The organism is Mycobacterium sp., assembly GCF_049683355.1.
GTDB lineage: Bacteria > Actinomycetota > Actinomycetes > Mycobacteriales > Mycobacteriaceae > Mycobacterium.
On the sequence record NZ_JBAUJB010000006.1, the window covers coordinates 14,575 to 28,742 of the forward strand.

Here is a 14,168-nt window from a genome sequence, read left to right on the forward strand (position 1 = left end):
CGACGAGGACGCCCCCACCTCCGAAGCCCCTACGTACGAGGTCCCCACCCACGAGATATTGGTCATCGGAGCTGGATTCTCCGGGATCGGGGTGGGCATCAAGCTGCTGAAGGAAGGTTTCTCAGACTTCCTCATCGTTGATGAGGCCCAAGGGGTGGGTGGAACGTGGTATTGGAATACCTACCCGGGGATTGCCGTAGACATTCCGTCATATAGCTACCAGTTCTCCTTTGAGAAACGCTCGTCGTGGTCACGTACCTATGCGCCGGGGATCGAACTCAAGAACTATGCGAAGCATTGCGTGGAAAAGTATGGCCTCGCGTCGCGCATCCGCTTCGGAGTCACGGTTGTGAGGGCTGAGTTCGACGAAGAATCGACATTGTGGCGTTTGTTTACCTCGACGGACGAGGAACTGACAGCCAGGTTCGTCATCAATGCCTCCGGGGTTCTCACGCGACCAAAAGCGCCGGACATACCGGGGGTCGGGGACTTCGGCGGGGTCACGATGCACACGTCGCGTTGGGACCACGAACAAAACCTCACCGGAAAAAGAGTCGCCGTCATTGGGACGGGCGCCTCGGCGGTGCAACTGATCCCCTCGATCGCGAGGGAGGTCGACCAACTCACCGTCTTCCAGCGCACACCGATATGGTGTCTGCCGAAATTCGACTTCGCGGTGCCCCGCCCGCTGAGTGCTCTTCTCCGGCTCGCACCCGGAGCGCAGATCGCCGCGCGGGGAGCCAGCCAGGCCTTTGTCGAACTCACCTTTCCCGTCGCAGCGCACTTCCATACCGCCATACCGCTGGCGTCGGCGATCGAGCGTGCAGCGATCAGCTATATGCGTCGGCAGGTCACCGACCCGGTCGTTCGCGAGAAGCTGACGCCGCGTTACGCGCTGGGCTGCAAGCGACCAAGCTTTCACAACGAATATTTGAAGACGTTCAACCGCGAGAACGTCCATCTTGAAACCAACCCCATCACCCGGGTGGATGAGACCGCGGTAATTACGGCCGATGGCGTCAGACACGAGATCGACGTGCTCGTCCTGGCAACGGGATTCAAGGTCATGGAATCGGACAGCATGCCCACCTACTCGCTCAGAGGTGTCGCCGGCCGAGACCAGGCACAGTGGTGGGACGAGAACCGACTCCAGGCATATGAGGGCGTCAGCGTGCCAGGATTCCCGAACCATTTCTCAGTGTTTGGCCCGTACGGATACAACGGGTCGTCCTACTTCGCACTCATCGAGGCACAGGCGGGCCACATTCTCCGTTGCCTCCGGCATGCCAGGACGGCCGACTCGAACTACGTCGAGGTACGCGAGGAGGCGAATCAACGCTTCTTCGCGGAGATGCTGGCACGGCGGCATACGCAGGTCTTCTGGCAGGACAGCTGCGCGGGCGCGAACAGCTATTACTTCGACAAGCATGGGGACGTGCCTCTGCGTCCCACGACGACGGTCGAGTCGATCTGGCGCAGTCGACGATTCGACTTGGCCGACTACCGTTTCGAACGGCGACCGGCGAAAAAGGCGGACACTGCCCCACAGAAGGTGGACACCGCCGGATGAGTTCACCTGCCAGGCCGAATCCGAGCATGGCGAGCCACCTGGTCGCGGCAACGGCGCGACGCGTTCTTCGACCTCTCACGCAGGTGATTCCGGCCAACGAGCATGGCTTCGCGGTCATGGACCGCGTGCTACGGGGAACACTCGTGGTGTCGCGGCCAAGGCGCGCAATCAGTGTCGAGAAGGTAGACACGCCCTTCGCCGGTGAACGTGTGCGAGGCGACTGGGTCAAGGCGGCCAACGTGGCCTCGGATGCTCCGCCGATTCTTTATATACACGGCGGCGCATTTTCTATGTGCTCTCCCGAGACCCACCGTGGCCTCATCAGCGAACTGTCCGCGGCCGCCCGCAGGCCGGTATTTGCCGTGCGCTATCGGTTGGTCCCGAAATATCCCTTCCCGGCGGCCGCAGATGATGCACTGATCGCCTATCGATGGTTGACAGAGGGAAGCGCGATCACCGCGTCTTCTGGCACGGTGGCGCTCGCCGGAGATTCCGCAGGCGGCCAGCTTGCTGCGGCGACGGCACTTGGCGCTCGGGAACATCGACTGCCGACGCCGGATGCCATGCTGCTGATGTCGCCGGTGCTGGATTTGACATGTCAACTTGCGATGGGCCGTGATCTGCGCAGACGGGACCCCTTTGCGTGCGCCATCTCTGCGTCGAGAACAATGGGTCTGTACGTGGCGGGCGCCGATCCAGCCGACCCGAGGATAAGCGTGCTTGACGCTGATCTCACGGACATGCCACCAACTTTGATTCAGGTCGGCGGACGAGAGATGTTGCTCGACGACTCCAGAGTCTTTGCCAAACGTCTGCAAACTGCAGGGGTCTCCTCGCAGTTGCAAGTTTTCCGCGGCCAGATCCATGTCTTCCAGGCGATGTTTCGCCTACTGCCCGAAGCGCGGGAGGCCCTCAGGCTCAGTGGCGAGTTCTTGGCTACTTCGGCCACCGTCCGTTGACAGCGTCCCTGCGCACGCCTTGACCACGAGGCGCCCCAGCACGAAGGTTGTATGAGCTAACGATGAAACCCGTGAAACTTGAACAAACCCAGGACAATCCCCCTGGTAACCCCTCGATCGTCATCATCGGCGCTGGCTTCGCCGGAATTACCCTTGCACTTCGCCTCAAACGCGCAGGGTTCGACAGGGCCCTCATCGTCGAAAAGGGCGATGGTGTCGGGGGAGTCTGGCGGGAGAACACCTACCCGGGGGCGGCCTGTGATGTCCCGTCGCAGTTGTACTCGATCTCCTCGGCGCCGAATCCCACGTGGGGCCGGCGTTACGCAGAACAAGGCGACATCCTCGCCTACCTTCGCCGCGTTGTCGACGAAAGTGGATTGCTGCCCCTCCTTCGGACCAAAACCGAAATCGCCAAGGCAGCCTTCGATGAGCGGACGAACACATGGCGTCTGACCACGACTACCAGTCAGGAATTGGAGTGTGATGTCGTCATTTCGGCCGTGGGCCAGCTGTCTCGACCCTCAGTTCCTGATATTCCTGGAATCTCGGGGTTCGCGGGCCCGTCGTTTCATTCCGCCAATTGGGACCACGATCTGAATCTCAGCGGCAAGCGCATTGCGGTCGTCGGCACCGGCGCAAGTGCGGTGCAATTCGTCCCGGTGGTCGCCGCAGGCGCTGAGCACTTGGACGTTTTCCAACGGTCAGCCCCATGGGTGCTGCCCAAATTCGACCGTCAGTACGGTGGGCGGCATCACCAACTGCTGCGCAAGTTGCCCATTCTGCGGCTCAGCGAACGTCTGATGATCTGGACGATATTCGAGTTCTTGGCGTTGGCACTCGTCGACGCGAAGCCAGTAGCGCGAGTCCTTGGCGGCGTTGCCCTCAGGCACCTAGGCCGCCAGGTGCACGATGCCCGGCTGCGTTCCCACCTGACGCCGGACTATGCGCCCGGGTGCAAGAGGATTCTGTTCTCCAGCGACTATTACCCCGCGCTCGCACGTCCCAACGTTTCATTGGTCACCGACGATATCCAGGCAGTAGAGCCTGGCGGAATCCGCACGGTGAACGGCGACTTCCACGCCGCCGACGTGATCATCTACGGCACTGGCTTCAGTGCCACCGAGTTTCTTTCCCCGATGGAGGTCTACGGCCGCTCGGACCGAAAATTGTCGGACGTGTGGGCGGATGGCGCGCACGCCTACTACGGCCTATCGGTGCCAGAGTTTCCGAATTTCCTCATGATGTACGGGCCCAACACCAACGTGGGATCCGGGTCCATCGTCTACATGCTCGAATCGCAGGCCCGACACATCGTCAGGTTGATGAAGGTTCTCCGTGCCCATCCAGGAAGTGTTATCGAGGTCCGTGCCGATGTGGAGAAGCGCTTCAACGACCGGTTGAGTCGCCGCCTGGACAGATCCGTGTGGACTATGTGCACGAGCTGGTATCGCTCGGCGCGCGGGTCGATCTCTACCAACTGGCCCAGCCCGACCTTCTTGTATCGCCTTCGTGCGCGCAGGCCGAAGCGGCGCGCTTACGTCCTGTCGCGTCCCGCGCCCGCGAACTCGTCGCGCAGGGGGACACCCGAGCCGGCCAACACCCATCTGGCCGACATGCCCTATGCCCCCAGCGGGGCCGATAGCGTCGACTAGTGGCGGCTCTGTTCAGTGACGGGTATCCGAGGACGGCGGGGAGTCGCTGACATTCGAGCGGCAACTGTGATCGCCGTTGACAGGGTGGTCACCGGTGTAAACGATGGGTGAAATCCTTCCGATAATGCGAGAAACAACATCAAGGGGGCACTCGATGACCAAATCGCCGTCCGTGTCGCAGGCAAGCCCCGTGAGCGGCTGTCGTCGGTACTGTTGGCTCCCCTCCCGCAGCGCGTCGAGCGGGGGCTCCAGGAGAGCCGACGAGCTTCGATGAACATCTGATGCATCGGCGAATCATGCAGGAGGCGTTCACGCGTCCGCGACTGACAGGCTATGTCAAGCAGGTCGGGCCATCGGTTCGTTCTAGCATCCCGAAGTGGCCGACCGGTTCGGGCGTCCGCTTGTATCCCCTGCTGAAGGATTTGACGCGCAACGTCGCGACCGATGTGTTCATGGGCGGCCGCGGGAAAGAGGACAGCGGTTCAGTAAATCGAGCCTTCGTAGCAACCGTCCGCGCCGCCAGTGCGATCGTGCGCGCTCCTCTGCCGGGGACGCGGTACCCTCCGGAGTACGCGGTCGCCGGGTGTTGGAGGAGTATTTCGCCCGACACTTACCGGCGGCCGTCTCGGCGACGATCTACCGGACATTGGGGACCTCGAGAGGCTAACGGCGATGGACTTGGTCATCAAGGAGTTGCTCAGATTAGTTGCACCCGTACCGTTGGTTATGCGTAAAACGGTGACCGAAACTTCAATAGATGGCTACTACATCCCCTCTGGAGTGCTTGTCGCCATCACGCCTGCGGTCAACCACTTTGCGCCCACGGGGTGGACCGAGCCGGACCGGTTCGATCCAACGCGATTCGAACCGCCAAGGCGCGAGGATGAGGCCCACCGCTTCGCCTGGCTTCCGTTCGGAGGGGGCGCGCACAAGTGCATCGGGATGCACTTTGGCACCTTGGAGGTGAAGGCAATACTGCACGAGATGCTGCGGGAATTCACCTGGAGCCTGGAGGACGGCTACCCCGTTCGGTGGATAATACGTCCTTGCCTATCCCCACCGACGGCCTGCCCATTACGTTGCGTCGCAGATGATGTCGAGAACCGCTCCAGGAGACATCTAAAGGGGAAGCCGAGCGCGTTGCACCCACAAGGGCGCCGACGGACATCGTTGTGTCGGCAATATTGACACAGTCCCTAACGAATCGACATCGGAACCCTCCACAAACCCGGGCGAAGCGTAGTAGGTAAAACTACGCACACTGCCGGAAGGATTGTCATGCAAGAACCATCAACAGCCGTCGTGACCGGAGCAGGTCGAGGGATTGGTTTGGAGATCGCGCGACAACTCGCCGTTGCCGGCCACCGGGTGTTGCTCACGGATGTAGACGGCGACGCAGCAGAGCGTGCTGCCGCCGAGGTCGGCCGGGGCGCTTGGAGTGCCAGACACGACGTAAGAGATCCGTCGGTCCACCGTGATATCGCTGCGCAGGCTTCGGCCGCGGGTCGTCTGGCGGTATGGGTAAACAACGCCGGGGTCCTGATCGCGGGCGATAGCTGGAGCCACACCGATGTGGAGGTTGCGTCGATCCTCGATATCAATGTGCGAGGCGTTGTGGCGGGCTCACACGCCGCGGTCGCCGCTATGGGCGCAGATGGGGGCGCGATCCTCAACATCGCTTCGCTCTCGGCACTGGCGCCCGTCCCTGGACTCGCGATGTACGGAGCCACCAAAGCGGCCGTATTGTCGTTCACTACGTCATTGCAAGGTGACCTCGACCATGCGGGTTTGCCCATTCGCGCACGTGCGCTGTGCCCCGACGTGGTCAGTACGAAAATGGTCAACGACCGAGTTGCCGATCCAGGCGCGGCATTACTGTTCGCCGGACCCAGTCCGATGGACGCTGCGGACGTGGCCCGTGCAGGGCTGGAGTTACTGGACAGTCGCCAGATATTCCGGGTGGTTCCTCGGTGGCGTGGCATCGTTGCCCGCTCTAGTGACGCCGCACCGTCGCTCGGGTTGAAGGTTTTCGCGTTGATGCGTGGGCGCGGTGAGCGGCGCCAACGCAGGCATCGTTGACGCTGTGTCGAAGATGGGACGGGGCTAGCCCGGCCATGCTCGAGTTGGGCGTGATGAGGTCGCGGGTTCGCTCAGCGGGACTTGGGGATCGAGGTGGGCTCCCAGCTCGTGCAGCCTGTCATCGATGATCAACCACGTTTGCCGTGTCAACCGAATGACGAGTTCGTCGCGAGTGGAGTCTCGATGGTCCAGCCACCACAGGACCGATGCGTCGATCAGGCCCATGATGGCGGCGACGTTACGGTCGGCAGCGTCGGAATCGTCCCCGTAGCGAGGAAAGTAGCGGGCGCCCGCTACTGCGAGTTCGGAGGCGAACGCACTTCTTCCGGGCGTCGTTTTCTCATTGCTGCGCCGGTAGTCCCGATTGACCAGAAAACGATACAGGTTGGGATGTTCGTCAGCCCACATGACGTGCTGACTCACGGGAGCGCGAATCACGTCCAATGGTGAACCCTGCACGTCCAAAGTTAGGCGTATCTTCGCCGTGAGTTCGCGGTGGACGTGGCGGGCGACGGCCAGATCGAGTTCTTCCTTACTCGCGAAGTGGCGGTAGAAGTGCGTGCGGCCCAAACCCGCCTTGTCCGCGATTTGGCCTGTGAGTGCGTGGGGGCCGTTCTCCTCGATCGCGCTGAGGGCGGCTTCGATGATCTGCCCGCGACGTAGATCACGGCCCGGCACCCTACTGGTTGCACGGCGTACCGCTGTGGTGTCCACCCACTGCTTTCGCTCCACGATGCTCACCGTAGCGCTCAGCGTGCCTGCATGTTCTGGGTACGAGTTGTACCCAGTGTCCGTTTCGTGGTACACCATGTACCCACAGCGTGACAGCGAGCCCACTCCGGGATCGGTGCGCAACCAGACAAAGTGAGGACACTCGAATGGCCGCCAATCGCTCAAGCTGGATGGATGACGACCTCGATGCGCTGAGAGACCTGGCGCGAGCGTTCTGCGAAAAGGAGGTCGCGCCGCACATCGACCGCTTCATCGACCAGCACCATGTTGACCGGGATCTGTGGACTCGGGCGGGCGAGTTGGGATTGCTCTGCATGTCGATCCCCGAGCAGTACGGCGGCGGTGGGGGAACGTTCGCTCACGAGGCGGTATTGATCGAGGAACAGGCCCGCGTCGGCGATTCGGCATGGGGCGCGCCACTGCACAGTGGAATCGTGGCCCACTACCTGCTCGAGTACGGCACCGATGAGCAGAAGGAGCGCTTTCTTCCTCGACTGGCGACCGGTGAGATGGTTGGGGCGATCGCCATGACGGAGCCAGGTACGGGATCTGACCTCCAGTCTGTCACGACCAAGGCAGTACGCGTCGGGGACGAATACATCGTGAACGGGTCCAAGACCTTCATCACCAATGGCGCTCAGGCCGACTTGATCATCGTGGTCGCCAAGACCGACCCGAATGCCGGAGCGAATGGAATCTCGTTGGTGTTGGTCGAAGGCGACCGGCCGGGCTTTCGTCGCGGTCGGGTGTTGGACAAGGTCGGTCAGCGCGGCCAGGACACGTCCGAGCTCTACTTTGAAGACGTGCACATCCCCGTTGCGAACCTCCTCGGTACGACCGAAGGCCAGGGCTTCATTCAGCTGATGCAGCAACTGCCCCAAGAGCGGTTGATCCTCGCGCTCGGTGCAGTGACAGCGGTAGAAACAGCGCTCGAGTTCACCGTCGAGTACACCAAGGACCGGCATGCCTTCGGCAAGCCCGTCTTCGCCTTCCAGAACACCAAGTTCAAACTTGCCGAGGTCGCCACCGATGCGCACATCAGCCGCGTATTCATCGACGACTGTATCGCCCGCCACCTGCGCGGCGAACTCGACATACCCACAGTCGCAATGGCGAAGTGGTGGACTACCGAGCGCGCCATGGTGGCCCTCGATGACTGCTTGCAACTACACGGCGGGTACGGCTATATGACCGAATATCCCATCGGCAGGATGTGGGCCGATGCTCGCGTCCAGAAGATCTACGGTGGGACGAACGAGATCATGAAGGAGATTATTGCTCGGTCGCTTTAGACCGAATTCGACCGTCTGGATTTGTCCACAATATTCCGCCGCAGGAGACGAGCGTTCGCGGACGGGGACGGCGTACGGGACGGCTCATTGAACGGCTAATCGGCGAGTTCGGCTCCCGGCGAGACAGTTATGCGGGTACCCCAATGCGCCTGAATACGCAGCGAGCTGGGTCGGGGACGTGATGGCTCAGCGGCCGAGGCGTCCGATTGTTAATTAACTCGACGCGGGAACGCCGAGTACGGCGTGACCCATGGCAGCGAGCAGCGCCGAAGTCCGTTCGGGGGTGAGACCAGTGCCGCGGTAATGCAAGATCGATTGGATGGCGCCGATGGCCCCATGGACCATCCCGCGAAGCTCAATCTCGTCGACCGCGGGGCGCAACTCGCCAACGAGGTGTACCCACTCCTCGAGATAGAGCCGCTGTTTTCGGCGTAACCGTCTCTGCTGCTGATCGGGCAGGTTGTGCACCTCGCGGTAATACACCACCGCCAGCTCGCGTTGATCCATTACCAAGGCGACTTGGTCGGACACCAGCTCGGTCAACGCCTCCGCCTCGTCGCGAGATTGCTCGACGATCGTCGCGGCGCGCTCTAGGAGGCTGTCCACCACTCGTTCGAAGAGGGCCGCCAATAAGTCGCCCTTGCTGTCAAAATGGCGATATATGGCAGGCCCGACAACCCCTGATGCAATCCCGATGTCGGCCATCGAAACAGCGTGGTAGCCCCGCTCGGCAATCAACTCCGCTGCCGAGGCAAGAATCCGCTCCCGACGCTCGCCGCCGACCCGAGTGCGTCCGGTTTCGACCGCTTTGCTCATCGCTACCTTCCCTCGTCATCTGGCACGGCACGGGCTTACACGGCATTCAGAGACCCCACGGGAACGTTAACACCTGCTCACAAGCCAAGTGGCGCGTGCGAACGGCTCGCGCGTAACAGCAGGGGTTTTCGGCACGGCTGGCAGGTGTTGACGCCGGACAGCGATCGATCTACGTTCAGCACATGTGAATTCGCATTCACGGTACGACACTCAACGGTGGCAATGCATCAGAGGAGAGGCAGTGGCCGAGGAGTACGAGGGCGACCTCACGATCGCAGCCGACACGGCCAAGTTCGGCCAGGCCGGACCCCGTGTGGGATCGTTCGACGCCGGGTTCGGCTCTGCCTTCCTGGCGCGGGTCATCGGCGAGAAACGCGCCCGCGAGATGTGGTACTTGTGCCGCCAGTATGACGCTGACACCGCCGAACGGTGGGGCTTGGTCAACTGGGTCGTCCCTGCGAGAAGTCTCTTGGACGAGGCCAAAGTCGTGGCCGCGGAGATTGCCGAGAAGAGTCCGACGGCCATCCGTTTCCTCAAGCAGTCGTTCAACGCCGACACCGACCATCAGGCGGGACCAAGCAATTTGGCAATGTCTGCGCTAAATCTGTATACGCACACGCCGGAAGGGCTGGAGGGCGTGGCGGCTTTTGCCGAGAAGGGCAGTCCTGATTTTTCTAAGTTTGCCAAGGCGTGAGGATGCAAACGTGACAGACAACATCGTCGTCGTTACCGGAGCCGGATCCGGGATCGGCAAGGCCGCCGCACTGGCCTTCGCGATGCAAGGCGATAAAGTGATTGCGGCTGATCTCGATTTGGAAGCGGCAAAGCGCACGTCGGAATGCTCCCCCGACTCGGTATTTGCGATGGGGGTTGATATCGCAGACCGCAAGTCAGTCGATCAACTCCGCGAGCGGGTACATAGCGAGGTGGGTATTCCGAACGTTCTGGTGAATGCTGCCGGATGGGACCGCACCGAAAAATTCCTGAACGCCACCACAGAATTCGCCGAAAGGGTGGTGGCCATCAACTACCTCGGCCCGGTGCATATGTGCAGCGCATTTCTGCCGGGGATGATAGAGACCGGCAACGGTGGCTGGGTGGTCAATGTCGCCAGCGACGCCGGGCGGGTGGGCAGCTCGGGAGAAAGCATCTATGCCGGGGCCAAGGGCGGCGTCATTGCGCTCACCAAGTCGCTTGCTCGCGAGATGGCCAGGCACGATGTCAATGTCAACTGTGTGTGCCCGGGGCCTACCGACACTCCGTTGTTCCACGCCCAGGCCGATAAGCTGAAAGATGCGTTGATCAAGGCGATTCCGTTTCGGCGGCTTGCGCGCCCAGAGGAGGTGGCCGCGCCGATTGTGTTCTTTGCCTCCGAGGCCGCGTCGTTTATCACCGGTCAGGTGATCAGCGTCAGCGGCGGCCTGACGATGGCTGGTTGAACACCGTCCGCCCGCACTGCGGCGTGGTGCGGCGGTGACGCGGCGCCGCGACCTGCAACACCAGGCGGGTAGCCGGCCGCCGGCAGATCGGCCAACGGCCGGGTCACCGGCCGGTTCACCGGCGCTGTTCAAGTCGCGCTGAGCAAGGATTGCGGGATATCGACGATGCGGGAGCGCAGGTACTCGCCCAAGCCCTTCGCCTGGGGATCGGGCCGGGCCGAGGATGCCACGCCTTCTCCCAGCAGCCCGTGCACTACGACGTTGAGCGCACGCAGGTTGGGCAGGTCGAACCGCTCTACGCGCAGCTGCGCAGCCTCCGGGCCGAGCAGCCCGCGCAGCCGCTCGACGGTCAGGTGCTCGCACGCCCAGGCGTAGCCGGCATCGTCGCGGGCCCAGAGACCGATATTGGCGTTGCCGCCCTTGTCGCCGGACCGCGCGCCCAGCACTGCGCCCAGTGGCGCGCGGCACGTCGGCTCGGTCGGCGGCGCGCCGGCCGTGCAGCCCGCGACTTTCGCGGCCGGCACGCTGCCGGTCGGCGGATCGGCGATCGTCCGGCGCTCACCGTCGGGCAGCACCACGACCTGTGTCACGCTCGACCGGGGCACGGCCGCTGGGCGGTACACGCCGAACGCCGACTCCGATGTGGGTGGCGTGGTGGTGTGGAAGCCCGCGTACCCGGCCAGAGCGATCTCCATGATTGCGCTCGAGAACGCCCGGCCGACCTTGCGCGGGTCGGTGTCCTTGACCGTGATCCGCAGGTGCGCGCACGCTTGGTCGTTGGTGGGGGCGTCCGGTGTGTCGAAACGCAGCAACCGGACGTCGGTCTCGGCGAAGGAGTCCGAGCCGCCGAGGATGTCGAAAAGCTGCTGCTGCGCGAACGCGGCCTTCGCCTCCACGTCCAAGCCGGTGAGCACCATCGTCATGGTGTTCCGGTAGCCGCCGACCTCGTTCAGCGCCACCTTGAGCGTCTCCGGTGGCGGGCTGCCGGTGGCACCCGTGATCGCCACCCGGTGCTCGGCCTGCTGGGCCAGAGAGGTCGTGTCGAAGTGAGTGACCACGTCGGGCCCCAGATAGGCGGGCTCGGCGATCTCGTAGAGCAGCTGGGCGGTGACCGTACCGACCGACACCAGCCCCCCGGTGTCGGCGTGCTTGGTGATCACCGACGAGCCGTCGGCCGCGACCTCCGCGATCGGGAAGCCAGGGTAGCGACGGTCGGTGATCTCGTCGAGGAAGGCGTAGTTGCCGCCCGTGGCCTGTGGTCCGCATTCGATGACGTGGCCGGCCACGACGGCACCGGCAAGCCGGTCCCAGTCGGTGCGCTCCCACCCGTGCCACCAGGCGGCCGGGCCGACGACGAGCGAGGCGTCGGTCACGCGGCCGGTGACGACGACGTCGGCGCCCGCACCCAGCGCTTCGGCGATACCCCAGCCGCCGAGGTAGGCGTTGGCCGAGACCGGCTCGACCTCACCGACCGCAGGGGTGATCGCGGCGAGGTTCCCGCGCAGGTCGTCACCCTCGACGTGGGCGACGCGGACGGTGATACCGAGCCGGTCCGCGAGCTCGCGCAGTTTGACGGCCAGCCCGGCCGGGTTGAGCCCACCGGCGTTGGCCACGATCTTGATACCGCGATCGGAACAGGTGCCCAGCACCTGCTCCATCTGGGTCAGGAACGTGCGGGCGTAGCCGCCCGCGGGGTCCTTCGCCTGGGCCTTCGCCAGGATGAGCATCGTCAGCTCAGCGAGGTAGTCGCCGCAGAGCACGTCGATGCTCTCCTCGCCCGCCCCGCCCTCGACCATCTCCCGCGCCGCGGCGATCCGGTCGCCGTAGAAGCCCGAGCAATTCCCGATCCGTACCGGGTCCCTCACGCCGCACCTCCGTCGAACTGTCCTGCGGTGCGCCCGCCTCCGGGAGGTCCGGCGAAGGCCTGCGCGATGGAGAGCCACTGGTCGGCGAGCGGACCGGTGGTTTCCAGCGCGGTGTCGTCACGATGCCTGCGCTGGGTGACCAGCAGGCAGAAGTCGTGCGCGGTGCCAGTGACCCGGTCGGGCACGCCCTCGGGGCCCCAGGTCCACAGCGTGCCCCCCGGTGCCGTGAGCTCGACGCGGACGGGCTCCGTGGGCACCTCCAGGCCGTTGGCCATGTAGCTGAACGCCCGTGCTCCCACGCCGATGTGGGCGACGTGGCGCAACCGGGCCGAGGGCACACGGGTCACTCCCAGCGCGTCGGCGACGTCCTGACCGTGCGCCCAGGTCTCCATGATCCGCGCGGTCAGCGAGGAGGCCGCGCTCATGGGGAGGCCGAACCACGGGACCCGCACTGACGGGTCGACCGTGGCGAACGCGGCGACGAGCGCGCGGCGCGCGCCGTCGAACCAGGACAGCAGCTCCGCTGTCGGCATCGGCCGGTAGCGCTCGGCGATGGTGTCCGGGGAGATCCGGCCGTCGGCGAGCATGGGCAGCACCTCGGCCGTGAACCCTTCGGGGTCGGTGGCTGAGCGCACCGCGGCGTCGTCGAAGAAAGCAAGATGGCTGATCTGATCGCGGACCGCCCAGCCTGCCGCGGGGGTCGGAGCCTCCCACCCGGCCGGGCCGTCGGGCAGCTCGGCGATCAGCGACCTCAGCTCGGCCGTCTCCGCCTCGATGTCGGTGATCAAGGACTCCATCGTCACGGCCACGGCTAACGTCCCTTCCAGACCGGTGTGCGCTTCTCGCGGAAGGCGGCGGGACCCTCTTGCGCGTCGGCGCTGAGGTACACCGGCTCCCATATCTGGTCGGCGAGGTCGCAGGCCTCCGTCAGGTGGTGCTCTGCGGAGAGGTATACGGTCTTCTTCGCCGCGAGTACGGACAGCGGTGCGTTGGAAGCGATCCGCAGGGCGATCTCCTGCGTTCGTTCCCGCAGTTCCGCTGCGGGCACGACCTCGTTCACCATGCCTACCTCGCGGGCGCGCTCGGCAGTGATCGGGTCGCCGGTCATCAAAATCTGCAGCGCAATCCGCGGCGGCAGCAGCCACGACAGCGGGACAGCCCACGGCGAGCCACGACCTACCTTGACCTCGCTGACCGCGAACCTGGCGTGCTCAGCTGCGATGACGAGGTCGCACTGCTGGGCCAGCAGGAATCCACCGGCGAAGGCGACGCCGTTCACCGCGGCAATAGTCGGCTTGACGACCTCGATGTTGCGCCCGAACTGCGGCGCGAAGTCTGGCGGCGGAACCGTGAGCGCCGTCTCCGCCATCTCTTTCAGGTCCCCGCCGGCGCAGAACGCCTTGTCGCCGGCCCCGGTCAGCACCAGAACCTTGGCGGAGTCGTCGGCGTTGAAGCGGTGAACGGTGTCGAACAGTCCCTGCCGCACCGCCCCGTTGAGCGCGTTCCGTGCCTCGGGGCGATTGATCGTCAACCAGGCCACCCCGTCGACGACCTCGTAGGTGATCGCTTCCTCGCTCATCAATCCCCGTCCTGATCGGCACCCGCTCTCCCAATGTGAGGGCTCGTTCACTCGCAGTACGTTACCCGGCAGGTTCTCACGATGACCAGAAACGAGCGTCGATCGGCCTTACTCGGGCGACCGGTGCGTCAGCTCTCGAAGTAGCTGCGGTAGCGCTCGCGAAGCACGTTCTTCTGGATCTTGCC

General features: G+C 63.9%; 11 protein-coding genes and 2 pseudogenes. 8 read left to right on the forward strand and 5 right to left on the reverse strand.

Annotated features, from left to right (window positions below; all coding sequences use genetic code 11):
- Window positions 1-55 precede the first annotated feature (55 nt).
- The 5 genes and pseudogenes from WA944_RS00225 (at window position 56) to WA944_RS00245 (ending at window position 6,260) form a co-directional block, all read left to right on the forward strand.
- Entirely contained in the window at window positions 56-1,570 is a 1,515-nt protein-coding gene (locus WA944_RS00225) for a flavin-containing monooxygenase (RefSeq protein WP_205390519.1), read from the forward strand.
- Window positions 1,567-2,529: an alpha/beta hydrolase gene (locus WA944_RS00230; protein ID WP_526371117.1), complete on the forward strand. Its 963-nt coding sequence runs from the start codon at window positions 1,567-1,569 to the stop codon at window positions 2,527-2,529. The genes WA944_RS00225 and WA944_RS00230 overlap by 4 nt, the downstream gene beginning before the upstream one ends.
- 62 nt (window positions 2,530-2,591) lie before the next feature.
- Window positions 2,592-4,181 carry a flavin-containing monooxygenase gene (locus tag WA944_RS00235; RefSeq protein WP_526371119.1) on the forward strand — a complete coding sequence of 530 codons (1,590 nt, stop codon included), beginning with the start codon at window positions 2,592-2,594 and terminating at the stop codon, window positions 4,179-4,181.
- A 263-nt stretch (window positions 4,182-4,444) separates the two neighbouring features.
- A pseudogene (locus tag WA944_RS00240) lies at window positions 4,445-5,275 on the forward strand (cytochrome P450); the annotation flags it as partial.
- Between the two features lie 184 nt (window positions 5,276-5,459).
- Window positions 5,460-6,260, forward strand: coding sequence for an SDR family NAD(P)-dependent oxidoreductase (locus WA944_RS00245; protein ID WP_205390302.1), 801 nt, complete (start codon window positions 5,460-5,462; stop codon window positions 6,258-6,260).
- Window positions 6,261-6,284: 24 nt separating this feature from the next.
- Here WA944_RS00245 and WA944_RS00250 read toward each other — a convergent pair whose 3' ends face one another.
- Window positions 6,285-6,992 carry a TetR/AcrR family transcriptional regulator gene (locus WA944_RS00250; RefSeq protein WP_237166428.1) on the reverse strand — a complete coding sequence of 236 codons (708 nt, stop codon included), beginning with the start codon at window positions 6,990-6,992 and terminating at the stop codon, window positions 6,285-6,287.
- Between the two features lie 146 nt (window positions 6,993-7,138).
- Between WA944_RS00250 and WA944_RS00255 the strand changes: the two genes are divergently transcribed.
- Window positions 7,139-8,284: an acyl-CoA dehydrogenase family protein gene (locus tag WA944_RS00255; protein WP_526372623.1), complete on the forward strand. Its 1,146-nt coding sequence runs from the start codon at window positions 7,139-7,141 to the stop codon at window positions 8,282-8,284.
- Between the two features lie 213 nt (window positions 8,285-8,497).
- Here the strand turns inward: WA944_RS00255 and WA944_RS00260 are convergent, their stop codons facing one another.
- Complete coding sequence (locus WA944_RS00260) at window positions 8,498-9,100, reverse strand: TetR/AcrR family transcriptional regulator (protein ID WP_163887620.1); 603 nt, start codon at window positions 9,098-9,100, stop codon at window positions 8,498-8,500.
- Between the two features lie 262 nt (window positions 9,101-9,362).
- On the opposite strand from WA944_RS00260, the pseudogene WA944_RS00265 reads away from it, so the two are divergent.
- Together WA944_RS00265 and WA944_RS00270 are read left to right on the forward strand one after the other, a co-directional pair.
- Window positions 9,363-9,794, forward strand: a pseudogene (locus WA944_RS00265) (enoyl-CoA hydratase-related protein); the annotation flags it as partial.
- A 10-nt stretch (window positions 9,795-9,804) separates the two neighbouring features.
- Window positions 9,805-10,539, forward strand: a complete 735-nt coding sequence (locus WA944_RS00270) for an SDR family NAD(P)-dependent oxidoreductase (RefSeq protein WP_163887621.1) — start codon at window positions 9,805-9,807, stop codon at window positions 10,537-10,539.
- Between the two features lie 128 nt (window positions 10,540-10,667).
- Here the strand turns inward: WA944_RS00270 and WA944_RS00275 are convergent, their stop codons facing one another.
- From WA944_RS00275 to WA944_RS00285, 3 genes are read right to left on the reverse strand one after another with little or no spacing between them, the layout of a single operon-like run.
- Window positions 10,668-12,404 (reverse strand): acyclic terpene utilization AtuA family protein, encoded by a 1,737-nt coding sequence (locus tag WA944_RS00275; protein WP_526646038.1) that lies wholly within the window; start codon window positions 12,402-12,404, stop codon window positions 10,668-10,670.
- On the reverse strand, window positions 12,401-13,213 hold the full coding sequence (locus WA944_RS00280) for a TIGR03084 family metal-binding protein (protein ID WP_163887623.1): 813 nt from the start codon (window positions 13,211-13,213) through the stop codon (window positions 12,401-12,403). The genes WA944_RS00275 and WA944_RS00280 overlap by 4 nt, the downstream gene beginning before the upstream one ends.
- 2 nt (window positions 13,214-13,215) lie before the next feature.
- Entirely contained in the window at window positions 13,216-13,983 is a 768-nt protein-coding gene (locus tag WA944_RS00285; RefSeq protein ID WP_526646040.1) for an enoyl-CoA hydratase/isomerase family protein, read from the reverse strand.
- Window positions 13,984-14,168 lie beyond the last annotated feature (185 nt).